At 39.4% G+C, this 23928-nt stretch carries 20 protein-coding genes, 20 tRNA genes, 2 rRNA genes and 1 riboswitch (1 of these 43 only partly in view); of the genes, 5 read left to right on the forward strand and 37 right to left on the reverse strand.

Going from position 1 to position 23928, the window contains the following annotated elements; genetic code table 11:
* Positions 1 to 38 precede the first annotated feature (38 nt).
* Positions 39 to 536, forward strand: coding sequence for a hypothetical protein (locus ACEPXG_RS12280; RefSeq protein ID WP_391202783.1), 498 nt, complete (start codon positions 39 to 41; stop codon positions 534 to 536).
* A 157-nt stretch (positions 537 to 693) separates the two neighbouring features.
* Here the strand turns inward: ACEPXG_RS12280 and ACEPXG_RS12285 are convergent, their stop codons facing one another.
* Together ACEPXG_RS12285 and metK are read right to left on the reverse strand one after the other, a co-directional pair.
* Entirely contained in the window at positions 694 to 1944 is a 1251-nt protein-coding gene (locus ACEPXG_RS12285; RefSeq protein ID WP_391202786.1) for an IS4 family transposase, read from the reverse strand.
* A 310-nt stretch (positions 1945 to 2254) separates the two neighbouring features.
* Positions 2255 to 3451, reverse strand: a complete 1197-nt coding sequence (gene metK / locus ACEPXG_RS12290; RefSeq protein WP_391202789.1) for a methionine adenosyltransferase — start codon at positions 3449 to 3451, stop codon at positions 2255 to 2257.
* 176 nt (positions 3452 to 3627) lie between these two features.
* A riboswitch (SAM riboswitch) is annotated at positions 3628 to 3745 on the reverse strand.
* Positions 3746 to 3941: 196 nt separating this feature from the next.
* Between metK and pckA the strand changes: the two genes are divergently transcribed.
* Entirely contained in the window at positions 3942 to 5528 is a 1587-nt protein-coding gene (gene pckA / locus ACEPXG_RS12295; protein ID WP_391202791.1) for a phosphoenolpyruvate carboxykinase (ATP), read from the forward strand.
* Between the two features lie 614 nt (positions 5529 to 6142).
* Here the strand turns inward: pckA and ACEPXG_RS12300 are convergent.
* The 8 genes from ACEPXG_RS12300 to ACEPXG_RS12335 form a co-directional block, all read right to left on the reverse strand.
* Positions 6143 to 6592: a hypothetical protein gene (locus tag ACEPXG_RS12300; protein WP_391202794.1), complete on the reverse strand. Its 450-nt coding sequence runs from the start codon at positions 6590 to 6592 to the stop codon at positions 6143 to 6145.
* 3 nt (positions 6593 to 6595) lie between these two features.
* The gene (locus ACEPXG_RS12305; RefSeq protein ID WP_391202797.1) at positions 6596 to 7381 is read right to left on the reverse strand and encodes an alpha/beta hydrolase family protein; all 786 of its coding nucleotides are present in this window, start codon (positions 7379 to 7381) and stop codon (positions 6596 to 6598) included.
* Positions 7359 to 7832: an NUDIX domain-containing protein gene (locus ACEPXG_RS12310; RefSeq protein ID WP_391202800.1), complete on the reverse strand. Its 474-nt coding sequence runs from the start codon at positions 7830 to 7832 to the stop codon at positions 7359 to 7361. Before ACEPXG_RS12310 ends, ACEPXG_RS12305 begins: the two co-directional genes overlap by 23 nt.
* A 50-nt stretch (positions 7833 to 7882) precedes the next feature.
* Entirely contained in the window at positions 7883 to 8539 is a 657-nt protein-coding gene (locus tag ACEPXG_RS12315; protein ID WP_391202803.1) for a CPBP family intramembrane glutamic endopeptidase, read from the reverse strand.
* An 83-nt stretch (positions 8540 to 8622) separates the two neighbouring features.
* The gene (locus ACEPXG_RS12320) at positions 8623 to 8820 is read right to left on the reverse strand and encodes a hypothetical protein (RefSeq protein WP_391202806.1); all 198 of its coding nucleotides are present in this window, start codon (positions 8818 to 8820) and stop codon (positions 8623 to 8625) included.
* Positions 8813 to 9145: a transposase gene (locus tag ACEPXG_RS12325; protein WP_391202809.1), complete on the reverse strand. Its 333-nt coding sequence runs from the start codon at positions 9143 to 9145 to the stop codon at positions 8813 to 8815. Before ACEPXG_RS12325 ends, ACEPXG_RS12320 begins: the two co-directional genes overlap by 8 nt.
* A 108-nt stretch (positions 9146 to 9253) precedes the next feature.
* Positions 9254 to 9433, reverse strand: a complete 180-nt coding sequence (locus ACEPXG_RS12330; RefSeq protein WP_391202812.1) for a YjfB family protein — start codon at positions 9431 to 9433, stop codon at positions 9254 to 9256.
* 58 nt (positions 9434 to 9491) lie between these two features.
* Entirely contained in the window at positions 9492 to 9941 is a 450-nt protein-coding gene (locus ACEPXG_RS12335; RefSeq protein ID WP_391202815.1) for a Dps family protein, read from the reverse strand.
* 107 nt (positions 9942 to 10048) lie between these two features.
* Between ACEPXG_RS12335 and yidD the strand changes: the two genes are divergently transcribed.
* Positions 10049 to 10282: a membrane protein insertion efficiency factor YidD gene (gene yidD / locus ACEPXG_RS12340; RefSeq protein ID WP_391202818.1), complete on the forward strand. Its 234-nt coding sequence runs from the start codon at positions 10049 to 10051 to the stop codon at positions 10280 to 10282.
* Positions 10283 to 10381: 99 nt separating this feature from the next.
* Positions 10382 to 11332, forward strand: a complete 951-nt coding sequence (locus ACEPXG_RS12345) for a metal ABC transporter solute-binding protein, Zn/Mn family (protein ID WP_391202821.1) — start codon at positions 10382 to 10384, stop codon at positions 11330 to 11332.
* Positions 11333 to 11499: 167 nt separating this feature from the next.
* Here ACEPXG_RS12345 and ACEPXG_RS12350 read toward each other — a convergent pair whose 3' ends face one another.
* The 5 genes from ACEPXG_RS12350 to ACEPXG_RS12370 all read right to left on the reverse strand — a co-directional run bounded on the left by ACEPXG_RS12350 (position 11500) and on the right by ACEPXG_RS12370 (position 17703).
* Positions 11500 to 12933 carry an o-succinylbenzoate--CoA ligase gene (locus ACEPXG_RS12350; RefSeq protein ID WP_391202824.1) on the reverse strand — a complete coding sequence of 478 codons (1434 nt, stop codon included), beginning with the start codon at positions 12931 to 12933 and terminating at the stop codon, positions 11500 to 11502.
* Between the two features lie 73 nt (positions 12934 to 13006).
* The gene (menB, locus tag ACEPXG_RS12355) at positions 13007 to 13825 is read right to left on the reverse strand and encodes a 1,4-dihydroxy-2-naphthoyl-CoA synthase (protein ID WP_391202828.1); all 819 of its coding nucleotides are present in this window, start codon (positions 13823 to 13825) and stop codon (positions 13007 to 13009) included.
* Between the two features lie 2 nt (positions 13826 to 13827).
* Complete coding sequence (gene menH, locus ACEPXG_RS12360) at positions 13828 to 14649, reverse strand: 2-succinyl-6-hydroxy-2,4-cyclohexadiene-1-carboxylate synthase (RefSeq protein WP_391202831.1); 822 nt, start codon at positions 14647 to 14649, stop codon at positions 13828 to 13830.
* Entirely contained in the window at positions 14631 to 16349 is a 1719-nt protein-coding gene (gene menD, locus ACEPXG_RS12365; RefSeq protein ID WP_391202834.1) for a 2-succinyl-5-enolpyruvyl-6-hydroxy-3-cyclohexene-1-carboxylic-acid synthase, read from the reverse strand. The genes menH and menD overlap by 19 nt, the downstream gene beginning before the upstream one ends.
* A complete protein-coding gene (locus tag ACEPXG_RS12370) occupies positions 16342 to 17703 on the reverse strand; it encodes an isochorismate synthase MenF (RefSeq protein ID WP_391202837.1) in 1362 nt (453 codons plus the stop codon). The genes menD and ACEPXG_RS12370 overlap by 8 nt, the downstream gene beginning before the upstream one ends.
* A 161-nt stretch (positions 17704 to 17864) precedes the next feature.
* Between ACEPXG_RS12370 and ACEPXG_RS12375 the strand changes: the two genes are divergently transcribed.
* Positions 17865 to 18776 (forward strand): 1,4-dihydroxy-2-naphthoate polyprenyltransferase, encoded by a 912-nt coding sequence (locus tag ACEPXG_RS12375; protein ID WP_391202840.1) that lies wholly within the window; start codon positions 17865 to 17867, stop codon positions 18774 to 18776.
* A gap of 1159 nt (positions 18777 to 19935) precedes the next feature.
* Here ACEPXG_RS12375 and ACEPXG_RS12380 read toward each other — a convergent pair.
* The 22 genes from ACEPXG_RS12380 to ACEPXG_RS12485 form a co-directional block, all read right to left on the reverse strand.
* Positions 19936 to 20007, reverse strand: a tRNA-Glu gene (locus ACEPXG_RS12380).
* Positions 20008 to 20013: 6 nt separating this feature from the next.
* Positions 20014 to 20104: transfer RNA gene (locus ACEPXG_RS12385), tRNA-Ser, on the reverse strand.
* Positions 20105 to 20111: 7 nt separating this feature from the next.
* Positions 20112 to 20186, reverse strand: a tRNA-Asn gene (locus ACEPXG_RS12390).
* Between the two features lie 4 nt (positions 20187 to 20190).
* Positions 20191 to 20267 (reverse strand) — tRNA-Ile (locus ACEPXG_RS12395).
* Positions 20268 to 20272: 5 nt separating this feature from the next.
* A tRNA-Gly gene (locus tag ACEPXG_RS12400) sits at positions 20273 to 20346 on the reverse strand.
* 7 nt (positions 20347 to 20353) lie between these two features.
* Positions 20354 to 20426 (reverse strand) — tRNA-Phe (locus ACEPXG_RS12405).
* Positions 20427 to 20594: 168 nt separating this feature from the next.
* Positions 20595 to 20670 (reverse strand) — tRNA-Asp (locus ACEPXG_RS12410).
* A gap of 3 nt (positions 20671 to 20673) precedes the next feature.
* Positions 20674 to 20748 (reverse strand) — tRNA-Met (locus ACEPXG_RS12415).
* A 77-nt stretch (positions 20749 to 20825) separates the two neighbouring features.
* Positions 20826 to 20918, reverse strand: a tRNA-Ser gene (locus tag ACEPXG_RS12420).
* 10 nt (positions 20919 to 20928) lie between these two features.
* A tRNA-Ile gene (locus ACEPXG_RS12425) sits at positions 20929 to 21005 on the reverse strand.
* 6 nt (positions 21006 to 21011) lie between these two features.
* A tRNA-Met gene (locus ACEPXG_RS12430) sits at positions 21012 to 21085 on the reverse strand.
* Positions 21086 to 21113: 28 nt separating this feature from the next.
* Positions 21114 to 21189, reverse strand: a tRNA-Ala gene (locus ACEPXG_RS12435).
* A gap of 13 nt (positions 21190 to 21202) precedes the next feature.
* Positions 21203 to 21279: transfer RNA gene (locus ACEPXG_RS12440), tRNA-Pro, on the reverse strand.
* A 7-nt stretch (positions 21280 to 21286) separates the two neighbouring features.
* A tRNA-Arg gene (locus ACEPXG_RS12445) sits at positions 21287 to 21363 on the reverse strand.
* Between the two features lie 18 nt (positions 21364 to 21381).
* Positions 21382 to 21470: transfer RNA gene (locus tag ACEPXG_RS12450), tRNA-Leu, on the reverse strand.
* A 15-nt stretch (positions 21471 to 21485) separates the two neighbouring features.
* A tRNA-Gly gene (locus ACEPXG_RS12455) sits at positions 21486 to 21560 on the reverse strand.
* 16 nt (positions 21561 to 21576) lie between these two features.
* Positions 21577 to 21661 (reverse strand) — tRNA-Leu (locus ACEPXG_RS12460).
* Between the two features lie 24 nt (positions 21662 to 21685).
* Positions 21686 to 21758, reverse strand: a tRNA-Lys gene (locus ACEPXG_RS12465).
* A 6-nt stretch (positions 21759 to 21764) separates the two neighbouring features.
* Positions 21765 to 21840, reverse strand: a tRNA-Thr gene (locus ACEPXG_RS12470).
* Positions 21841 to 21853: 13 nt separating this feature from the next.
* Positions 21854 to 21929, reverse strand: a tRNA-Val gene (locus ACEPXG_RS12475).
* A gap of 101 nt (positions 21930 to 22030) precedes the next feature.
* A 5S ribosomal RNA gene (rrf, locus tag ACEPXG_RS12480) occupies positions 22031 to 22146 on the reverse strand.
* Positions 22147 to 22268: 122 nt separating this feature from the next.
* A 23S ribosomal RNA gene (locus tag ACEPXG_RS12485) occupies positions 22269 to 23928 on the reverse strand (it continues 1268 nt past the right edge of the window).

Raw genomic sequence — 23928 nt, forward strand, 5'->3', positions numbered from 1 at the left:
TCGATGACTTTAAGGGAGAATACCAGCAAGTTGTAAGATTGAACACACGTATCAGACGCATTTCCAAAATTTTGGAACCCTCTAAACGTAAGACAAGTAACTCTGTTCGAAGTAGATTAGCTTCATATCTAAAAGAAACAGAAGCAAAACTAACAAAAGAAGAAGATGCGGAGTTCGTAGATAATTTAAGGCGGTATAGTAATGGATTTTGGAAGGGATTATTTGCGTGTTATGACCATCCGATTTTACCGAGGACAAACAATGACCATGAGTTGTTTTTCCGTAGAATTAAGCGCAGGCATCGTAGAATTACTGGTTTACGTTCGTGGAGTCGATACATTATGAGACATGGTGAGTACATTGTATTTGCCGAAGATGCCATAGATGACCCAAATATTATCCAACGACTATTATCTGTATCTTATGAGCAATATTGTGAAGAGCGTGATAGCTGGAAAGAAAGAAAAGTTGAACACCTAAAAAGGTATCGATATAAAAGAGATCCCTCTTTATATTTGAACATTAGCGTTGCATAAAAATTTTAATCATTTGTCAAAAGAGACGAAATACCCAACTTGTGTAGAAGTCGGAATATTCCGAACTATGTTTGATTTTAATTTTTAAAAAAAGTCAAAGCAGCTATAATTGGTAGCCCTTATCCACATTTTGTAAATTATTTATAATTTATACGAACTAGAAAATTGGATCATACGTTAAATCGTCTAAATGCTCCACCTCTCTTTCATCGAACTGTCTGACAATGTGCTGAAATTCTCTTTCCCAGTCGTACTTTTTACGCCCATTTGATGTTCTTGTGGGTGGTCTAAATAGAGCTTTTACAAATGCATTAAATGGCTTGAAAAGTAAGTTTTGAAGCGTTTCTTTTACATCTAAAAGAGGTCCTTCATGGTTTAATCTCAGTTGTAGTAAGACTTGTAAGCAATAGGTGATGAGCGCGATCCAAATTTGCGTGTACACGGCGTTTTGACTTTTTCCATAGAAGCTTTTGATTTTTAAGTGCTGCTTCATCCATTTGAAAAACGTTTCGATTTTCCAACGATAGCGATATAAATCGCCTACTTCTTTAGCGGATAAATCAAAACAATTAGTAAGAATGATGATGTCATTTTCTTCGCTATCTTTTGTTTGGATTAATCTCACAGGGTTTTGCATCTTGGTCCCCTTTTGCTCATTGCCTAGAATGACTTCTTGATCCGAGAAGATATGATTTTCTACGTCTGGTATTTGTTCGTTGAGTACTTCGATTTTCGCATTTTTCTTAAGTCGCGTAATGAAGGGAATCCCTCGATCACAAAGCACATCATACTGTTGATAGTCTGTATAGCCTCTGTCAAACAGATGAATCGCATCGGAGTCAATATCAACTAACTTGTTCATTTGCGTGCGATCTGCGTGTTTTGCCGGTAGAATTACCGCCTGGTCTGGAAGAGTCACATCTTTTGTGACAACCACGCGCAAATGAAGTCGAACACCTGCTTTTGTTTTCCGAAACGTTGCCCAAGGATATTGACTTAGACTCATCGATATTGTAGAAGAATCAATGACAAGCAGCTTACGAATATCGCGAAGAATTGGTTCGTTACTTTTCATCTTCGACTGAATGGAACCGACGAGGTGACGAAAGACTTTTTCAAATATTGCCGGTGTTAGCAAGGATTGTTTACGTGAAAGCTGTGAATCACTGATGGCATCCATCTGAATAAACGTTTGAAATTCTTCCGTATCTTTGAGGTGTTTCGCTAACTTTTTCAGCGATTTTTTTTCATTTACCTGTGCAATGATAAACAGCTGAAGAAACTTGTAAGCAGTCAACTTTTTAACGTAATGATCAAGATTTATAACGTTTATGATTTTGGAAAATGTTTTTTCATCTAATACATTTAGTAATTCATTTAGTGTGGATTTTGTGGTATCCTTATCCATGGTGAGCTCCTTTTAATTGGGATTTGGACAGAACTACCAAACCTAATTATAAGGAGTTTTTTTGTGGAATGGAATAACAAATAGTGTAATAATTTTAGATATAAAGACTCTTGATAAATGATGTTTTAATTTATTGCAATGTTAATGATATTTGAAAAACATAGAAGAAAAATGGCTAAACCAATAACTGCGTTAGTTTAGCCGTTTAAAAAAAAAAAAAGCGATACTTCCCTAAATTTCTCTAGGAAAGTATCGCTTTTTTTGATGAAGGGTATCTGTCGATGCCCTCCATTACATAGAAGCTTTCTAATTATAATCCTGCTTTTTCTTTTAAAGCTTCTGCTTTATCTGTTTTTTCCCAAGGTGCGTCGATGTCTGTACGGCCAAAATGTCCGTAAGCAGCAGTTTGTTTGTAGATTGGGCGACGAAGATCTAGCATTTTAATAATACCAGCTGGGCGAAGGTCAAATAATTCACGAATATGTGCAACTAATTGAGCTTCTTCTACTTTTCCAGTTCCAAATGTGTCTACTGCGATAGAAACTGGTTGTGCCACTCCAATTGCATAAGCAAGTTGTACTTCACAACGATCAGCGATTCCTGCTGCAACAATATTTTTTGCAACATAGCGAGCAGCATATGCAGCTGAACGGTCAACTTTTGTTGGATCTTTACCAGAGAATGCTCCTCCGCCGTGACGTGCATATCCACCGTAAGTATCTACGATAATCTTACGTCCTGTTAAGCCCGCATCTCCTTGTGGTCCACCAATGACGAATCGACCAGTTGGGTTAATAAAATATTTTGTATGTTCATCGATTAAATTAGCAGGAACAATCGGATTGATCACTACTTCTTTTAAATCTTTTTGGATTTGTTCTAAGGTTACTTCTGGATGATGTTGCGTTGAGATAACAATCGTATCGATATGGACAGGATTATTATTTTCGTCATACTCCACTGTAACTTGTGTTTTACCATCTGGACGTAAATAGTCTAGCGTTTCATCCTTACGAACTTCAGCTAAACGACGAGCCAATTTATGCGCTAAACTAATTGGAAGTGGCATCAGTTCTGGTGTTTCATTACAAGCGTAACCAAACATTAAACCTTGGTCCCCTGCTCCAATTGCTTCAATGTCTGAATCAGTCATCGATCCTTCACGAGCTTCCAGAGCTTGGTCAACCCCTTGCGCAATATCAGCTGACTGTTCGTCAATTGCAGTTAAAACTGCAGAAGTTTCAGAATCAAAGCCATATTTTGCACGAGTATAGCCTATTTCTTTAATAGTAGAGCGAACTACTTTTGGAATGTCTACATAAGTAGATGTAGTAATTTCTCCTGCAACCAATACTAGACCTGTTGTCACAGTTGTTTCACAAGCGACGCGTGCATTTGGATCTTCTGTAAGAATTGCATCTAGAATTGCATCTGAAATTTGATCACAAATTTTATCTGGATGCCCTTCTGTAACTGATTCCGATGTAAATAATCGGCGTTGTGTCATAGTATATTCCTCCTATATCCTGCGAGATTTCTCTCAAGAATTGATACGGTACTCATTCCCATGTCAAGCTGTTTTGGACTTGGCACACAAGGATAAAGGGCGATGTCATAAAAAAAACCTTCCACTCACGTATCATACACATGAGGAAAGGTTATTAATTTCATAAGCACCTTTCACTCTTATCAATCAAGGGATTTCACCTTGTCTCAGGTTGGGCACCTTTGTAATAAAATAAATAATTACAGGTTGCCGGGTTTCATAGGGCCTGACCCCTCCACCAGCTCGGGATAAGAGTATCCGTTCAATTTTTCATCATACGTAAGTTGTATGGATATGTCAATACATTTTTGTTGACGATTTTTTTACAAAAGATAAAAATAATCACTTTATTAGTGTAGACTATTAAGCTAAATGTGTTATACTATTTCACATATGAAACTCATATCCCACTTTAATAAGGGAAAATAATTAAAAGGATGGTATATACAATATGAATTCAATCGATACTGTGAATGAACTGAACGAATTGTTATCTGGAGAAAATGTTAACATTCAATTATCAGTAGCGCAACTTGTAGAAAAAGCAACATCAAGAGGCGAAGCTGTTTTAACTTCTACGGGAGCCGTGAAAGCAGAAACAGGTAAATATACAGGTCGTTCTCCACAAGATAAATACATCGTTGATGAGTCTATATCTAGAGACAAAATCGATTGGGGTTCTGTAAACCAACCAATTTCTTCTGAAATTTTCGAATCACTATATAAAAAAGTAACAGACTACCTTGCTCAGCAAGATGAATTATTCGTATTTAAAGGGTTTGCTGGTGCTGATAAAGATTCTCGTTTAGGAATTCAAGTAGTAAATGAATATGCTTGGCATAACTTATTTGCGCATCAATTATTTATCCGCCCTTCTGAGGAAGAACTTGCAAATCATACAGCAGATTTTACAATCGTGAGTGCTCCTAATTTTAAAGCAGATCCAGCAGTAGATGGAACAAAAACGGAAACGTTTATCATTGTTTCCATGGAAAAACGAATTGTGCTAATCGGTGGAACAGAATATGCTGGAGAAATGAAAAAATCTATTTTCTCTATTATGAACTATTTACTTCCTGAACAAAACATTTTACCAATGCATTGTTCAGCAAACGTTGGAGAAGAAGGCGACGTTGCATTATTCTTCGGTCTTTCTGGGACAGGAAAAACAACTCTTTCTGCAGACGCTGGTCGCAAACTAATTGGTGATGACGAACATGGTTGGTCCGATAATGGTGTGTTTAATATCGAAGGTGGATGTTACGCAAAATGTATCGATTTAACTCGTGATAACGAACCACAGATCTATGATGCCATCACATTTGGTACTGTCTTAGAAAACGTTGTTGTAGATGCGGAAACTCGAGTTGCAAACTATGCTGATAATTCATTAACAGAAAATACACGTGCAGCTTACCCGATTCAAAATATCGAAAATATTGTGGATCCTTCTGTTGCAGGTCATCCAAATACGATCGTATTCTTAACTGCTGATGCTTTTGGCGTATTGCCTCCAATCAGCAAATTGACAAAAGAACAAGCAATGTACCACTTCTTAAGTGGATTTACATCTAAATTAGCGGGTACTGAACGTGGAATTACATCTCCACAACCAGCATTCTCAACTTGCTTCGGTTCACCTTTCCTTCCACTTCATGCAACTGTTTACGCTGAAATGCTTGGAAAGAAAATTGATGAGCATGGTGCACAAGTATTCCTTGTAAACACTGGTTGGACTGGTGGAGAATACGGTGTTGGTAGTCGTATGAAGCTTTCTTACACACGTACAATGGTTCGCGCAGCAATTGACGGAAAATTGAACGATGTAGAAACTGAAATGGATACCGTATTTGGTTTAGCTATTCCAAAACAAGTAGAAGGTGTACCTTCTGAAGTATTGATTCCTCGTAATGCTTGGTCTGACAAAGCAGCTTACGATAAAAAAGCAGCTGAACTCGCACAAGCTTTCCATGAGAACTTCCAAAAATTCGGTACCGTATCTGAAGAGATCTCTCTTAAAGGCGGACCTAGAGCTTAATTAGAAATGCGCAAGCGTCCTTAAGTGCACTTGGTCTTTTCTATTTCTCGAGTGCTTTGGACTAAACATTTGCTACACTATTACCGATGAAATTTTTGTGGATTGAGAAGTGACTGCGTCACTTCTCAATCCACTTTTTTCGGTAATCTTGTGGCGGATGTTTGTCCGTCGCCTTCTTGAAATATGTAAAGACATGTTGCATTAGCTTTGGTTAATGAGAGAATAAATCCTTTCCTATACTTTTAAAAGCGGACGAAGATGCAATTTCGTCCGCTCAGCGCTTCTTTATCAATGAATGCTAACTATTTTTTCTAAGTTCCACCAACTACGTCTAAACGCTCTTTATAGACACCAGTTCATTATATCGACCTAGCATATTGGCTTTCTTATTTATTCCGTTGATTTCCACTGCAGGCGGCGACTCCGGTGGGATGAGGGAGACAAATGAGCCATCACAAACGACGCAACTGCGGCGGTGATGGCTCATCGCTCACCCCACGGAAAGCGTCCGACTGCAGCGGAAATCAACCTGTTCATGGCTAGCAAATTTATATACTTTCTGATCTTTATGTAAAAGAGGATGTCCCATTTATATTGGTGTGACATCCTTTTTTTTAATCCGCATTTTCATCATAATAATGTGTCGTGATGGATGAAGAAAAGATGGAAATAAATTGTTTCGCTTTTTCTTCATCTGCTTTATATAAAATTATTTCTGAACCATAATGACTCACTTCTAATCGTTCATCCCCATTTATATTAAAAAACATCGTGAACCATTTTAATCCACCTTTAGGATCTATGGAATAATTTCTAAGGAATACACGATTTTCCTCGTTCAAATTAATGGAAAAAATTTTTATGAGCCCTTCATTCGTAGTTGAAGCCGCTCTCGAACTTAATTCACTGATTGCGTGCTCTTCTTCTTTCCAACATTGGATAACAACTTCCTGAAATTCATTTGTATAGTTATCCCAAAGATTTGTCCAAAAGCTTACATTCGACGGAAATGAAGACTTTTCCTCTGTACTCATAGTTTCAATCGTAACAACTACATTACCCATCGACTAAACTCCTTTCTGCCTTTTCATCCAATTACATGTATCCTTCACTACTTGCCGATTCACTTTACTTGGAAAAAAATGCGTATACTCAGGAAAATACCAAGCTTCCACTATTTTATTATTCCCTACTAGTGCTGTCTCTAAAACCTTTGCATGCTCAACGGAAACATTTGTGTCTAGCATCCCATGAATAATGAGAGTTGCTGCTTTAATATCCTGTGTATGAGCAAGAACATTTCGGTCTTCATACGCTTTCGTATTATTGGACGGTGTACCGCCAATGACTCTTTTCATCATTCTTCTCATATCTGTTCGTTCTTCAAATGTTAAATATATATCCGATACTCCAGCCCATGTCACGATAGATGTTATATCGTTTCGTAAAATAGCTGTCCAAAGAGCCATTATTCCACCACGTGAAAAGGCGAATAAATGAATCCTCGCTTGAGAAAATTGCTTTAACACATCAACTGCATAAACTGCATCCCACCGATCCTCTCCAGCAAATTCATCTCTGCCATCACCACCTCGATTTCCACGGTAATATGGTGCGAATACTATAAAACCCTCTGAAGCAATTTGCGCAATACGAGCTGGTCTTACCATGCCAATACTTTGCATGCCACCTCGGCAGTATAAAATACCTTCATATGAACCTTTCTCTCTAGGCTCAGCAAGTAATCCCTTCACACGATATCCGCATGACCAATAAGTGATTTCCGTTAACTTAATGTGAGGATTTGGCGATGGATAAATTCTCGTCTTCTCAACCGTTCCATTTTCCTTCAAGTGTCATCACCTTCTCTAAAATTGCTTTCATACCAGTATCCTTCATATGAAAACTTAAATTGTTACTATGTAAAAATTCATCCGTAGTTAGCCAAACAGCACCTTCAGTTTCAAAATTTGGACCTTCCACATTAATATGGTCAACATTTGCAATATATACTGCTTTACAGAATGGAGTTTCTTCATATACAAGATATTCAGCAACCCATTCAAGATTAGTTAATTCAACATTTGTCTCTTCTGATGTTTCGCGAATAGCGGCTTGTATGGTCGTTTCACTTTCTTCCACTTTTCCACCTGGAAACTCAATACCGCGTTTTGGATGCTTCGTTAATAACCACTTGTTTTGATGTTTCGCTAGTACTAACACATGCATTGGCTCTATTGGAAATACTCCTTTTTCAAAAGATAATTCCACATGGTTACCATTTAAATCTTGGAAAGATAACATGAACGATGACTCCTTTATTTACCAATAAAATTATTCAAGATGATTAGAATTTATGAAGGAACAATTATATACCAATATACCAACATAATCCCGATATCCGCTAAACAATGACTAATAATTGATGTAGCAATAGATTTCAGTTTATATCGAAAAATCGCCCACATAATCCCGGCAAGAAAAACAGGAACAACTGCCAATGCATTAAAAGGAAAACTGAAAATCTCCATCACAACAATCAAGTGATATAAACTATAGAAAATGGATGTGATCATAATCGCTGTCACATTTCCTATTTTGGCTAATAGACGACTATACATAAATTCACGCCAATAAAATTCTTCTAATATCGGATTGATAAGGGCTAATACTAATACAAGCAATAAAACCTTTTTCCCACTAAAACCCCACTCTGCTAATAGAAGCTTCAACTGGGGTATCTCCAAAACAGAGGATTGAAAAATAGACACGAAGCTATAAATGGCGATCAAACAAATCAATCCACTTACAACCCCAACGATAGTCACCTTTTTGGATAAAGGAATAAGTATCCGATTGCTGTTTTCCTTATTCCAATTTATGATTATAAGTGGTATAAATAATAACCAACCATAAAACAGGAAAAAAGTTACTAAAACGTTGTGTAATAAAGAAAGTCCAATAAATATCATAATAGTTGGTCCAATAAGTAAAATAATTTGTTTAAGCATGTTTCCTCCCAATTCCTCGTTTTATTTTCAATGGTAACATATGTATGAAAAAAAGACTTAGCTAGTAGCCAAGTCTCAACTATTCATAATTCCTGTTTCTCTTTTGCAAAATTCTCCTCAGATAGTGTTTTTTGTTCTAATTTGTAATTTTCATTTCCTTCTTCTCTGTTTTGCGCTATATTAAGTTTTGATTTTTGTTGTGGTGACTGGTTTAATAGCGAACCGACATTACGATAAGATGAATCTGTCTCGTTGCCTTTACGATTAATTATTTTACTCAATGAATACTCTCCTACTTTCATTAAAATATGGAAGCTGTTCGATTAATAATCTTGATTCTTCATTGCTATATTCATGAATCAGCGCATATAACTTTTTCATTTTGGTGTCGTATTCATCGTTTTCTTTATCCAAATGATAGTATCTTATTGGAATATGTGCCCTCCAAAAATTGCTTGTTTCAGCACTACTTAGTTGGTTAAATAGCTTTTCAAATACGGGAATAATTTCTCTGTTGGCATTTACTTCATATTCCCATGATGATTCGTCTGGATAAATATACACCTTACGATTCACGATAGAAACGTACACTTTGTTTAAACTCATTTGCACACATCCTTTTTAAAGAGTATGCCACCAATATAAAAAAACATGCACCACATGGGTACATGTTTTTCTCAATTCGTCTAGACAACAACTATCTTCCTCTTGTACTTAAGCTTGAACGTCCACAACAGATCCTTTATAAGGATGCGGTGCAGAAGCTTGAGGCATGTCCTGTAACATCTCAACTGCAGCTACTGTTCCCATATTCATCGCATTTTTTAGAACACTCATTTGAACAGTTTGTTGTAGCTCCATTAACTGAGAAGACATAATAGAATTAATATCCATAGTCATACCTCCTTCTCCTAAACTTATTATCGGTTACTTTAGAAAAAGTTGAACGAGATTATTTGTTCGAGTCCCCTAAAAATGCATTGAGCATCCATTGGTGTTTTTCTGTTTTTTGATAAATAGCATTCAGTAGATCCTCTGTCATATCATCTTCGTCTTTTGCTGCTTCATCCATTCCTTTTTTTAAAGACATCATTATTTTATCAAAATCTTTTACAACTGTTTCAACCATTTGGTCGGCTGTTTCTTTATTGCTCGCTTCCTCCACATCCGAAAGCTCTAAATGCTCTTTTAATGTGCCAACTGGATTAGCTCCTAGTGTTAAAATACGTTCAGCTATTTCATCCATGTTTAATGTAGCTTCGTTGTACAATTCCTCAAACTTTGCATGTAGTGTAAAAAAAGATGGCCCTTTTACGTACCAATGAAAATTGTGCAATTTTGCGTACATGACTGACCATAAAGCGACCTGCTTGTTTAGTTCTTTATTTAATTCTGCTGACATAAAGTTGTCACTCTCCCTAAAAGAATAGTTGTTATTACTTTTCATATACCACTTATTTTCATACAATAAACGTAAGCGAAAACACACCGAAGGAAGCTGAATAACGTATGAAGTACATAATATTATGGATTTTTAAATTCTATCAAAAAATAATTTCCCCTTTAACACCGCCTAGTTGCCGCTTCTATCCGACTTGCTCTCATTACGGAGTAGAGGCTGTGCAAAAGCACGGTGCATTCAAAGGTGGATACTTGACAATTAGAAGAATATCTAAATGCCACCCTTTTCATGAAGGTGGTTTTGACCCTGTTCCTGAAGAATGGCCTTTGAAGAAAAAATAACTTCAAAGGTTTTTTTCTTGCTTTTTTTTATAATGTCTTGTAAGCTTAAAAAGTTAAAAAAATTCAAAACGTAATCATTACTATTTAGGAGATGGCAAGATGAAAAGAACACTTTTACTAGCTTTAGTAATTATACTTGCATTATTTACCGCCGCTTGTGGAGACAAAGAAACCATAAATGTAGATAAACAAAAAAAAGACAATAAAATACAAATTTATACGACTGTATATCCACTACAATACTTTGCAGAACGAATTGGCGGAGACGCCGTACAGGTATCCTCTATATATCCTGCGGGCTCAAATGAACACACATTTGAACCAACTCAAAAAGATATGATGACTCTCGCAGATGCTGACCTGTTTTTCTACATAGGACTAGGTTTAGAGGGTTTCGTTGAAAATGCGAAAAAAACATTAGAAAATGAACATGTGAAGATGGTTGCAACTGCTGATGCAGTTCCGAAAGACGAACTAGAAGCTAATACACATGAACATGAAGAAGACGATGATGATCATGACCATGGCAAAATAGATCCGCATGTGTGGATTTCTCCACAGATTAGTCAAGATTTAGCTTTATCTATCAAAGATTCGCTTGTGGAAGGTGCTCCTGAACAAAAAGAGCAGTTCGAAAAAAATTATGAAGCGTTAATCGCACAATTAAAAGAATTAGATGCAGTCTATAAAGAGATGGCACGAAATGCTCCTAATAAAACATTTTTTGTTTCCCATGCAGCTTTTGGTTACTTAGCACATGAGTACGGTCTAGAACAAGTAGCAGTTGCTGGTCTTAATTCACAAGATGAGCCTTCTCAAAAACAACTAACGAAAATCATTGATTTAGCAAAAGAAAAAGATATTAAATACATTTTGTTTGAACAAAACGTTTCTTCTAAGCTAACGGGAGTCATTCAAAAAGAGCTTAATGCTAAAAGCTTAGTATTACACAATTTAGGCGTTCTATCCAAAAAAGATATTGAAAATAATGAAACATATTTCACACTAATGAACAAAAATTTAGAAACATTAAAAACTGCACTGAATTGAATAAGAAAACGCCACTTTTAACTTTAAAAGGTGGCGTATTTCAATTAATATCTAATTTGTATCATTTGGTCGCTTACATATTTGAATTGGTTGCTTTCAGTGCGAAATTAGTTACTTTCAAATCCTAATTGGTTGCTTTCACTCATTGTTTGGTCGCCCTTAGCCATTTATTTCATATTTTGCACACACTTAAGTAACTCTCTGCGCATTAGCTTATTCGAAGCATTTCTCGGCAGTTGCTCCACGAAGTAATAAGCAACTGGTTGTTTATAAGAAGCCATTTCCGTTTTCATAAATGCTTTTAGCGCTTCTTCACTTACTTCTTCCTTTAACACAATAAATGCGACAGGAACTTGTCCCCATTTGTCGTCTTGCTTTCCAACAACACCCGCTTCTTTCACCGCTAGATGTCTCACTAATGCTTGCTCTAATTCCGCCGGATAAATATTTTCACCACCGGAAATGATTAAATCAGAACGGCGATCTACTACAAACAAATATCCTTCTTCATCGATATATCCCATATCTCCCGTATGAAGCCAACCGTCTACTAAAGGATTTTTCAACTCAGAAGCACCTACGTACCCTTTTGTCACATGAGGACCCTTAATACAAATTTCTCCAATTTCATCCTCTCCATTAATACGAACATCCGCAAAGAAAAGCGGTTTGCCTGCAGAGCCTAATTTTCGAATAGCATCTTCGCTCGATAAGGTCGTTGTCTGAGAAGCAGTTTCCGTCATTCCGTATGTTTGTAGCACAGGAATATTTCGTACTATTGCTCGCTCTAAATAATTTAGGGGAACTGGACCCCCACCCACAAGCATTGATTGAAACGTATTTGGGAAGAATTCATTTTTTTCCTCGAGAACTGTAATCATTCTTTCGAGCGTCACTGCGACAACAGACATCCTAGTAACTGTTCCACTCATTATTTCTTTTACTGCTTTTTCTGCATCAAACTTTGTATGAAGATTTACCGTCATTCCATACAAAACTGAACGCATTAATATGGAAAAACCACTAATATGAAACAAAGGAACTGTACATAACCAGCAATCATTTGGTTGAACTCCTAAATTGAGTGCAGAACCAGTTGCATTCATCACATGATTTTCGAGTGATTGCCGAACCCCTTTTGGATGTCCGGTCGTTCCGGACGTATACATAATCGTGATGGTCCGGTTTTTTGGCCACTCTTTTTCTATTTCGAATGTAGTTCTTTTCGCCAAGTTGAGCTCTTCAAATGAAAGCCTATTAGGATAAGTTAAACTTCTTTTTTCCACACTATCGACTAATAAATAATCGGCATTGCTGTCCTGTAATTGATAACGCAACTCTTCCTCAGTTAAACGCTCATTTAACATCACTAACTCACAACCAAGCTGTATACACCCGTGTATCGCAATGACTAATTGTGCATCAGATGACGCTAAAATGGCAATTCTCATTCCAAATTTTATACCTTTTGTATATAGTTTTTCTGTAAATTCATTGGCTTCATTAGACAGTTGTTCAAATGTCCATGCTTTCTCGTTAAACCTTAAAGCAATTCGATTTGGTGTTAGACTTACACGTTTTACTAATAAATTCGGATACAAAGTATTCGTCTCCTTTAGATAAAAAAGCCGCCCTATAAAAGGACAGCTTTCTCAAAATTCATTGATGCAATAATCACGGAAAACGTGGGAATTGACCGAAGTCAGGTTTACGTTTTTCTTTAAATGAATCGCGACCTTCTTTTGCTTCATCTGTTGTGTAATATAGAAGTGTTGCGTCTCCTGCCAATTGTTGAAGACCTGCTAAACCATCTGTATCTGCGTTCATTGCAGCTTTTAGGAAACGAAGTGCAGTTGGGCTCATTTCAAGCATTTCTTCACACCACTGTACCGTTTCGTCCTCTAATTGTGCATAAGGAACTACCGTATTGACTAAGCCCATATCAAGCGCTTGCCCAGCGTCGTATTGACGGCATAAATACCAAATTTCACGCGCTTTTTTATGTCCGATAATACGCGCCAAATAACCAGAACCATACCCAGCATCAAACGAACCAACTTTAGGTCCTGTTTGACCAAATTTAGCATTGTCTGCAGCAATTGTTAAGTCACAAACAACGTGAAGTACATGTCCGCCTCCAATAGCATAACCAGCTACCATTGCGACAACTGGTTTTGGAATTACACGAATTAATCGTTGTAAATCTAGTACATTTAGACGAGGAATTTCATCTTCTCCAACGTAACCACCATGTCCGCGTACTTTTTGGTCTCCGCCTGAACAGAATGCATGCTCCCCTTCACCAGTCAAAATGATAGTACCTACATTTTTATCATCGCGCGCGCGTGAAAATGCATCAATCATTTCCATTACTGTTTTTGGGCGAAATGCATTTCGTACTTCCGGACGGTTAATCGTCACTTTTGCAATCCCATTATAAAACTCATACTTAATATCTTCATATGTATGTAAGGTTGTCCATTCACGAGTCATCCTTATTCCTCCTTTAAAATAATATCCTTTACTATTGTAGCAAACAATTCGGGATTTTCCACATGAATTGCATGTCCCGCATTACTAATATGCACGTGCTTACTATTTGGAAGAAGTTTTTTCATTTCCAAAGCTATCTCATAAAATTTTCGATCTAAATCTCCAGTAACTATGGTAGTTGCAACTTTCATAACTTCTAGATTACCCCAGTAAGAAGGTTGTATTCCTGTACTAAACCCTTTTAAGCTGTTAGATAGTCCCACTTCGGATCCTGCAAGTCTTTCCAACCGAATAGCCTGCTGTTTTTCCATTGATAAGCTTTTTTGCGAATGAAATAAAGGAATGTCTTCCCAAAAATCGACGAAGGCCGAAATTCCTTCACTTAATATTCTTTCCGCAAGCAATTCATCCGCCTGCTTTCTTGTTACACGCTCTTTTTCATTAACTAAGCCAGGAGAACTACTCTCAAGAATTAACTTGTCTACAGAATATTTAGCTGCATAAGCAAGCGCTAATCTACCTCCCATAGAATAACCGACGAGCGTAAAATGACTCCATCCTAATAATTGAAATAGCTCATGCAAGTCTTCTATTTGTTCTTCCGCATAATAGCGAGTAAAATCGGTTGGCTTAGATGTTTGCCCATGCCCAACTAAATCTATTGTAAGTATTTCCACTGATGAAGGAAGAAGTGTGATTACCTCGTCCCAAGTAGCACTAGAGCCAGTAAACCCATGAAGGAATACTATTTTTTCAATTGCTCCGATATTATATCTCTTAACATGCATAGTGATATTACGAACTTTTACATTTGAACTTTCCAAATCGAGTCTAACTCCTCCGAAATAGCTACCCATAATTTTCGATGTGTATCCGTATTCACTTGCCGATTGGTAAACACTTCAATAATACGAACATCTTTCATTTTCTGCTGATTCAATACACGAACGAATTGTTCTTTTGAATGGACTGCATCATATTGTGCATCGTACATAGCACCTATATGTGAAAATTCTAAGCCCGTAGGTGTACCAAATAGGTGCTCAAAGTAATTTGTTTCACTCGATTGAGGTAAATAAGAAAAAATACCTCCACCATCATTGTTCATAATGACAATCGTTAAATCGGTTTGCTGAAATCTACTTACAATCAAACCATTTACATCATGTAAGAAAGCTAAATCCCCAATGAGTAAATAACCAGGACGCTTAGTTGCTGCCTGAACACCAAGTGCAGTAGAAACAACACCGTCTATCCCATTCGTTCCTCTGTTAGCATATATTTGGATATCCTTCGTAGTTTTATTGAAAAATGTATCTACATCACGAATCGGCATACTACTACTTGCAAATAAATCTACACCATTTGATAGTGTTTCAAATAAAGTAGCTGCGAGTGCACCTTCGTCCTCTTCCACTTCTATATAAGCTTGAACATGTTTTGTAGCGATATCGTTCGCTTTTGTCCAATTTTCTAAATAGCTGGATGATTGTTTTTCTTCGATTGGAATCCATAGTGAAGTAGCACCAACTTGAATATGGTGGGTAACGATATGCAAAGAGTCACGGAAAATAGGACTTTCATCTACAGCGATAAAAATGGTCGGTTTACATGCTTTTAAAAATTGTGTGAGCGGTTTAGAAACAGGCTGTGCACCAAAACGAACGACAACATCTGGAATAACAAAGTCTTTAAATGCATTTTCTTTTAAAATCGCATCATACTGATCAATACATAAAGGCAAACAATCTTCTGGAACTGAACAACGTAAATTAGACAAAGGATCTGCTAATATCGGCCATTGAACCTTTCTTGCAAACTCCCAAAAACCCGCCGTTGTTGGAAGAGAATCACCAACAATGATTAACCCTTTCTCATTCGTTTGCAATAAATCCTTGTACCAGCCAATAAACTCCACACTAGGCACAAGTTGCCCCATTTCCGTCTGACTTACCTGCACTACAGGATGTTGCTGCTCCATATTAATCAGAAGAGGCTCACGGAATGGTACATTAATATGAACTGGGCCCATTGGTAAGGCATTTGCTGTCGTAATTGCACGATGAATATGGCGTTCGATAAAAGGTAAACTTTCATTATTATCCTCTGGTATTGGAAAATCTACAGACCATTTCACATGCTTTCCAAACAAATGTACTTGATCAATCGCTTGAGGTGCGCCAACTTCACGTAGTTCATGCGGACGATCTGCTGTTACAACAAGTAACGGAATGCGAGCATAGTACGCCTCTACAATGGCAGGGAAGAAGTTCGCTGCTGCTGTCCCTGATGTACATAGTAAAACGACTGGCAGTTTTTTTGCTTTCGCAATTCCCAATGCAAAGAATGCAGCTGAACGCTCATCGATTTGGCGATAAAAATGAAATCCTTCACTTTTTGCAAAGGCATATGCGAGTGGTGTCGATCTAGATCCAGGGCAGATGACGACATCTTCCACACCCGCTTGCTTTACTGTTTCAACGAATTGATTAACATATGACGTCAAATAAGCGCTATTATTCATTCATATTCCCTCCAAGTGTCCGAAGCATTGGTCGAAACTTCACACGTGTTTCTTCAAATTCTTCTAAAGAGGAGGACTCAGCAACGATTCCACCGCCCGCATATAAGTAAGCATGCTCTTTTTCTAATAAAGCTGAGCGAATGCCAACCGCAAACTCACCGTCTCCTTCTGTATCTATCCAACCTATGGGTGCCGCATAGTATCCTCGATTCATTTGCTCCGATTCTCTAATGATGGTAACTGCTTCTTCTCTTGGCTCACCACCCATTGCCGGAGTCGGATGTAATGCTTCTACCAACTGAAAAAGTGATGCAGAATTTTTTAACTGACCTTGTATTGGGGTATGCAAATGCTGGATGTCTCTTATTTTAAGTAGTTTAGGTCTAGAAGGAACTTTCACTTCATCACAATATTGCTCAAAGACTTTATTAATCATATCCACGACATATTTATGCTCTGCTAAATTTTTCGGATCAGCTAATAAACTTTCACCAAGTTGTTTATCCTCAACTGATGTTTCACCGCGTTTAATAGAACCTGCAATTCCTGCCGAAAGTGCCTCTCCGTGCTCAACCTTTACTAATCGTTCAGGTGTGGCACCAAAAAATATTTTATCGTCTTTCTCTAATCCAAATAAATAGCTTTCTGGTTGCTCTATGGAAGTATTATAAAGAACACTCGCAGAAGAAAAAACATCATCAAATGTAAGTTTTAAAGAACGTCCTATTACGACTTTTTTGACTTCATTTTCCTGAATTCTTTTTGTAACATCTTCTACTGCTTGTAAATATTTTTCTTTTAACCGATCTTCTCTTTCAACTAATCTAGACTTTGCATGATTTTTTAATTCTTTTACTTGAGACGTGTGTATTAACGCATCTCTTTCGATTCGAAGTTGTTCAAACGTATCCATACTATTTTCTTCATCCGTTATTAAATGAATACTGACAAACGCTTGTTCATTTCGAATAACTAATTGAAAAGTAGATAATGTAAAAAATGCAGAAGGGAATGTATCCCACTCTGAAGAGATTTTATTGAATGGATCAAAGGAAAACCCACCAAAAAGAATAGGTGATACATCCGCTTTTTCCTTTAAATTTAACTGACATAACTCTTTCCATTTTGAAGCAATATCCTGATATCTATTCTCTTCAAGTTCATTGGCAATTGTATGAGCATGTCCTAATCCAACTAATGTAAAAGTCTTCTCCTTATTTTGCCAGAAAAAACGTTTACCTTTATAGTTTTCATCTCCTGCCTCAAAAAAAGCATGAGCGGATAATCTCGATACCTCTATTGTTTCCGTATAAAAACGTAATGTTGACTTCTTTTGGCCGGTGGTGTTCGGCATATATATTACCTCCGTATAAATAACCTTTAAAATAAATAATGTATCTTATCGCTAAAATACTCTACCCTTAATCATACATCTTTCTGCGATTTTCGGCACACATTTAGGAGCGAAACTATGCTAAAATTGATATTGATTCTTTTAAAGGAGAGAAAAAACCTATGTCACATGAACTAAAAGCCGATACAGGATGGCGAGTTTGGTGGAAATTAACAAGACCACATACATTGACTGCTTCATTTGCTCCAGTATTTTTAGGAACAATGATTGCTCTTTATTATGCAAATATTAACTGGCCACTATTTTTGGCTATGTTATTTGCTTGTCTTTTTATTCAAGCTGCAACGAATATGTTTAACGAATATTATGATTTTGCCCGAGGACTTGATCATGAAGAATCGGTAGGCATTGGTGGTGCAATTGTTCGAAATGGTGTCAAGCCAAAAACAGTAATGCAATTAGCATTATTACTTTATGCAATTGCTGCATTTCTAGGAATCTACATATGCTACGAAAGTTCTTGGATGTTATTAATTGTGGGGGCACTCTCTATGGCTGTAGGATACTTCTATACTGGCGGGCCATATCCTATTGCATATACACCATTTGGGGAATTGTTTAGCGGATTTTTCATGGGTATGTTAATTGTTTTAATAGCTACTTACATTCAAGTTGGTACTGTACCCAACTTCGCAATTTTACTTTCTGTTCCAAGTGCTCTACTTGTAGCAGGGATTATGCTTTCTAATAATACGAGAGATCTTGTAGAGGACAAAGCAGGCGGTAGAAAAACAATGGCAATACTTGTCGGTAGAAAAAACGCCGTTACCATCTTAGCAGCTTACTTTATCATCTCCTACCTATGGATTGTTGGCTTGGTTATTATGCAAGTTGTTACCCCTTGGACACTGTTAGTATTGCTAAGTATTAAAAAGCCAATTCATGCGATCAAATTATTTAGAGAAAAAGAGAACGCAATCGAAGTAGCACCGGCAATGAAGGATACAGCACTCACAAACACAATATTTGTTTTTCTTCTTGGCATTGGGTTACTTTTAGGTTATTACATTTGAATAGAACATCAAAACAGCTAGGAAGTCTATCTCTTCCTAGCTGTTTTTGATATGCTACTTTTTTGTATTTTGAGAAAAGAGCATGCGCCCATTAAGTGCATTTTGTCTTCTCTATTTCTAGAATGCTTTGGACGAAACATCATCTACACTATTACCGTTGGAATTTTTGTGGATGTTTGTCCGTCGCCCTCTTGAAATACGCAAAGACATAATCCATTTGGTTGGATAATATGAGATTAGATACTTTCCTACTCTTTTAAAAGCGGACGAAGATACAATTTCGAGCACAAAAGGTTTTTTTATTACGCGCAATATGAACGGAATTTAGATAAAGTGCGTCTTAAGAAAGTTACCGCTGGGATTTCCGCTGCAGGGCGGACGCTTTCCGCGGGCACGGCTTCAGCCGCTTCCTTCGCTTGCGCTCAGTCCAGGGTCTTCAGCTCATGCTATTCCCGCTGGAGTCGCCACCCTTTCGCTACAATCCCACAGAGCATTACTATCTATTCAGTGTAGTCGTACTATGACAAAAGTATCTTCTCTATTTATCTGGATACAATTGTTCAATAAATTATGTGCAACATTTTACACGATACTCGCAACTTATCTTCCATTTTACGCAACATTTTAGAGTGTATGTGCAATATAGGTTTTATTACCTACAATGTTGATAGTGTCCAATTAATAAGTGTCGTCTCACGCCAAGTAAACCCTTTATATGGAGACATTGGTTTCTTCCATCCACTTATTAGATTTTATTTTAGAAAATACCTCATAAGATTGAATGGCAAGTAGTGAAGCTAATTGAGCTTGCAAATTTGATGGATAGAAGCAACAGGCGGCGACTCCGAAGGGATCAGGGAGACAGATGAGACAGCACAAACGGCGCGCATGCGACGGTGCTGGCTCATCGCTCCCCCCTCGGAAAGCGTCCGCCTAGAGCGAAAATCCCAGCGGCGGTCACTAAGACGCATTATATAAACAATGCGTTTCTTACCCGCTTTAATAAGAGCGATGCTAGTTTATATAGATACTTCATAGATAAAATTTAGGGGGAATTTTTGTGGATTCCTAGCATCCAAAATTCATATACTTTTTTATTTCTAGAAATAAGAAAAAAAGGGTAATCATAATAAATGATTACCCTTTTTCTTTAAATTTATGACCCCTACGGGATTCGAACCCGTGTTACCGCCGTGAAAGGGCGGTGTCTTAACCGCTTGACCAAGGGGCCTATATATGGCGGAGAAGGAGGGATTTGAACCCTCGCGCCGGTTGCCCGACCTACACCCTTAGCAGGGGCGCCTCTTCAGCCACTTGAGTACTTCCCCATATATATGGCTCCGAAGGTAGGACTCGAACCTACGACCAATCGATTAACAGTCGATTGCTCTACCACTGAGCTACTTCGGAATAATGGTGGGCCTAAATGGACTCGAACCATCGACCTCACGCTTATCAGGCGTGCGCTCTAACCAGCTGAGCTATAGGCCCATTATTGGAGCGGGTGAAGAGAATCGAACTCTCATCATCAGCTTGGAAGGCTGAGGTTTTACCACTAAACTACACCCGCATCATGATGGCTCAGGACGGAATCGAACCGCCGACACAAGGATTTTCAGTCCTTTGCTCTACCGACTGAGCTACTGAGCCTCTTCTATTTACGCTAAGCGGCGCATATCTCGTCAACAACACTAGTTCAATTAGTCACGTACTTGAGTACGTTTCTTCTTTCACACGATTGCTTCCTTGATTTGCTTGCTTATCCTAAATCTCTAATAAATATGTACTGTTTTATATCTATTAAAACTTATAAATAAATGGCGGTCCCGACCGGGATCGAACCGGCGATCTCCTGCGTGACAGGCAGGCATGTTAACCGCTACACCACGGGACCATTTGGTTGCGGGGACAGGATTTGAACCTGCGACCTTCGGGTTATGAGCCCGACGAGCTACCACTGCTCCACCCCGCGACAATAATATACATCTTAATATTAGCTTAATTTTTAAATAATGATAATTTTCATTTCCATCAACAATGTATTAAAAATGGAGGAGGAAGAGGGATTCGAACCCCCGCGCGGTATGACCCGCCTGTCGGTTTTCAAGACCGATCCCTTCAGCCAGACTTGGGTATTCCTCCAAAATATTGTTGGTGGACCTTGCAGGACTCGAACCTGCGACCGGACGGTTATGAGCCGTCTGCTCTAACCAACTGAGCTAAAGGTCCTTAAGATGGCGGCAGAGGGAGTCGAACCCACGACCTTTCGGGTATGAACCGAATGCTCTAGCCAGCTGAGCTACGCCGCCAAGATCTTTAAGTGTTTCAAAATTAAAATGGTGGAGCCTAGCGGGATCGAACCGCTGACCTCCTGCGTGCAAGGCAGGCGCTCTCCCAGCTGAGCTAAGGCCCCATTTTTTAATAACTGGTCGGGAAGACAGGATTCGAACCTGCGACCCCTTGGTCCCAAACCAAGTGCTCTACCAAGCTGAGCTACTTCCCGTTATAAATGGTGCGCTCGGCAGGACTTGAACCTGCAACCTCTTGATTCGTAGTCAAGTGCTCTATCCAATTGAGCTACGAGCGCATATTTCTTTCATAAAAGTGGTGCCGAGGACCGGAATCGAACCGGTACGGTAGTCACCTACCGCAGGATTTTAAGTCCTGTGCGTCTGCCAGTTCCGCCACCCCGGCACTTAAATGAATCTTTGGAGCGGAAGACGAGGTTCGAACTCGCGACCCCCACCTTGGCAAGGTGGTGTTCTACCACTGAACTACTTCCGCTCGGTTATGAAATTAATGGTGCGGGTGAAGGGAGTCGAACCCCCACGCCTTGCGGCGCTAGATCCTAAGTCTAGTGCGTCTGCCAGTTCCGCCACACCCGCATACATAATTCACTTTAAAAGTGATGAGCCATGTAGGATTCGAACCTACGACCCTCTGATTAAAAGTCAGATGCTCTACCAACTGAGCTAATGGCTCGAAAAATGGTGCCGGAGAAAGGACTTGAACCCTCAACCTACTGATTACAAGTCAGTTGCTCTACCAGTTGAGCTACTCCGGCAATTGTAGAAAAATGGTGGAGGATGACGGGCTCGAACCGCCGACCCTCTGCTTGTAAGGCAGATGCTCTCCCAGCTGAGCTAATCCTCCTGGGTAATATTACAATAAGTAAGGCATTTTTGCGTCAACTTCATTTGTTCTAGTAGTCAATTACTTTAATTTCCTTACTACTTTTTATGTATTTATTGCAAGCCCAGCGACGTCCTACTCTCACAGGGGGAAACCCCCAACTACCATCGGCGCTGAAGAGCTTAACTTCCGTGTTCGGTATGGGAACGGGTGTGACCTCTTCGCCATCATCACTAGACTTGAATAATTATTGAAAGACAAGTTTTATTATAACAACTCTGTAGAAAATTACAAGAGTTTTTTTAAAAAAATTATTCTTTCAAAACTGAATAAAAGACATTGATGTATACAAATTCATATTTGGTTAAGTCCTCGATCGATTAGTATTCGTCAGCTGCACATGTCGCCACGCTTCCACCCCGAACCTATCTACCTCATCGTCTTTGAGGGATCTTACTTACTTGCGTAATGGGAAATCTCATCTTGAGGGGGGCTTCGTGCTTAGATGCTTTCAGCACTTATCCCGTCCACACATAGCTACCCAGCGATGCTCTTGGCAGAACAACTGGTACACCAGCGGTGTGTCCATCCCGGTCCTCTCGTACTAAGGACAGCTCCTCTCAAATTTCCTACGCCCACGACGGATAGGGACCGAACTGTCTCACGACGTTCTGAACCCAGCTCGCGTACCGCTTTAATGGGCGAACAGCCCAACCCTTGGGACCGACTACAGCCCCAGGATGCGATGAGCCGACATCGAGGTGCCAAACCTCCCCGTCGATGTGGACTCTTGGGGGAGATAAGCCTGTTATCCCCGGGGTAGCTTTTATCCGTTGAGCGATGGCCCTTCCATGCGGAACCACCGGATCACTAAGCCCGTCTTTCGACCCTGCTCGACTTGTAGGTCTCGCAGTCAAGCTCCCTTCTGCCTTTACACTCTTCGAATGATTTCCAACCATTCTGAGGGAACCTTTGGGCGCCTCCGTTACACTTTAGGAGGCGACCGCCCCAGTCAAACTACCCGCCTGACACTGTCTCCTACCCGGGTTACGGGTATGGGTTAGAATTTCAATACAACCAGGGCAGTATCCCACCGACGCCTCCTCCGAAGCTGGCGCTCCGGGCTCTAAGGCTCCTGCCTATCCTGTACAAGTTGCACCAAAATTCAATATCAAGCTATAGTAAAGCTCCACGGGGTCTTTCCGTCCTGTCGCGGGTAACCTGCATCTTCACAGGTACTATAATTTCACCGAGTCTCTCGTTGAGACAGTGCCCAGATCGTTACGCCTTTCGTGCGGGTCGGAACTTACCCGACAAGGAATTTCGCTACCTTAGGACCGTTATAGTTACGGCCGCCGTTTACTGGGGCTTCAATTCGCACCTTCGCTTGCGCTAAGCACTCCTCTTAACCTTCCAGCACCGGGCAGGCGTCAGCCCCTATACTTCACCTTACGGTTTTGCAGAGACCTGTGTTTTTGCTAAACAGTCGCCTGGGCCTATTCACTGCGGCTCTTCTAGGCTATACACCCAAAAGAGCACCCCTTCTCCCGAAGTTACGGGGTCATTTTGCCGAGTTCCTTAACGAGAGTTCTCTCGCTCACCTTAGGATTCTCTCCTCGACTACCTGTGTCGGTTTGCGGTACGGGCACCTATCACCTCGCTAGAGGCTTTTCTTGGCAGTGTGAAATCAGGAACTTCGGACTAAGTCCTCGCCATCACAGCTCAATGTTACAGAGTGCGGATTTGCCTACACTCACACCTCACTGCTTGGACATGCATAACCAACAGCATGCTTACCCTATCCTTCTGCGTCCCCCCATTGCTCAAACGGTGGTTTGGTGGTACAGGAATATCAACCTGTTGTCCATCGTCTACGCCTATCGGCCTCGACTTAGGTCCCGACTAACCCTGAGCGGACGAGCCTTCCTCAGGAAACCTTAGTCATACGGTGGATGGGATTCTCACCCATCTTTCGCTACTCATACCGGCATTCTCACTTCTAAGCGCTCCACCAGTCCTT

Source organism: Psychrobacillus sp. L4, assembly GCF_042944905.1.
Classification (GTDB): domain Bacteria; phylum Bacillota; class Bacilli; order Bacillales_A; family Planococcaceae; genus Psychrobacillus.

Coding starts and splice junctions, on each gene's coding strand:
- ACEPXG_RS12300 (WP_391202794.1), bottom strand. CDS start 6,592: ATGGGTAATGTAGTTGTTACGATTGAAACTATGAGTACAGAGGAAAAG.
- ACEPXG_RS12335 (WP_391202815.1), bottom strand. CDS start 9,941: ATGTCAGCAGAATTAAATAAAGAACTAAACAAGCAGGTCGCTTTATGG.
- menD (WP_391202834.1), bottom strand. CDS start 16,349: ATGAATAATAGCGCTTATTTGACGTCATATGTTAATCAATTCGTTGAA.
- metK (WP_391202789.1), bottom strand. CDS start 3,451: ATGACACAACGCCGATTATTTACATCGGAATCAGTTACAGAAGGGCAT.
- ACEPXG_RS12315 (WP_391202803.1), bottom strand. CDS start 8,539: ATGCTTAAACAAATTATTTTACTTATTGGACCAACTATTATGATATTT.
- menB (WP_391202828.1), bottom strand. CDS start 13,825: ATGACTCGTGAATGGACAACCTTACATACATATGAAGATATTAAGTAT.
- ACEPXG_RS12310 (WP_391202800.1), bottom strand. CDS start 7,832: ATGTTATCTTTCCAAGATTTAAATGGTAACCATGTGGAATTATCTTTT.
- yidD (WP_391202818.1), top strand. CDS start 10,049: ATGAAGTACATAATATTATGGATTTTTAAATTCTATCAAAAAATAATT.
- ACEPXG_RS12370 (WP_391202837.1), bottom strand. CDS start 17,703: ATGCCGAACACCACCGGCCAAAAGAAGTCAACATTACGTTTTTATACG.
- pckA (WP_391202791.1), top strand. CDS start 3,942: ATGAATTCAATCGATACTGTGAATGAACTGAACGAATTGTTATCTGGA.
- ACEPXG_RS12285 (WP_391202786.1), bottom strand. CDS start 1,944: ATGGATAAGGATACCACAAAATCCACACTAAATGAATTACTAAATGTA.
- ACEPXG_RS12325 (WP_391202809.1), bottom strand. CDS start 9,145: ATGAGTTTAAACAAAGTGTACGTTTCTATCGTGAATCGTAAGGTGTAT.
- ACEPXG_RS12345 (WP_391202821.1), top strand. CDS start 10,382: ATGAAAAGAACACTTTTACTAGCTTTAGTAATTATACTTGCATTATTT.
- ACEPXG_RS12375 (WP_391202840.1), top strand. CDS start 17,865: ATGTCACATGAACTAAAAGCCGATACAGGATGGCGAGTTTGGTGGAAA.
- ACEPXG_RS12330 (WP_391202812.1), bottom strand. CDS start 9,433: ATGGATATTAATTCTATTATGTCTTCTCAGTTAATGGAGCTACAACAA.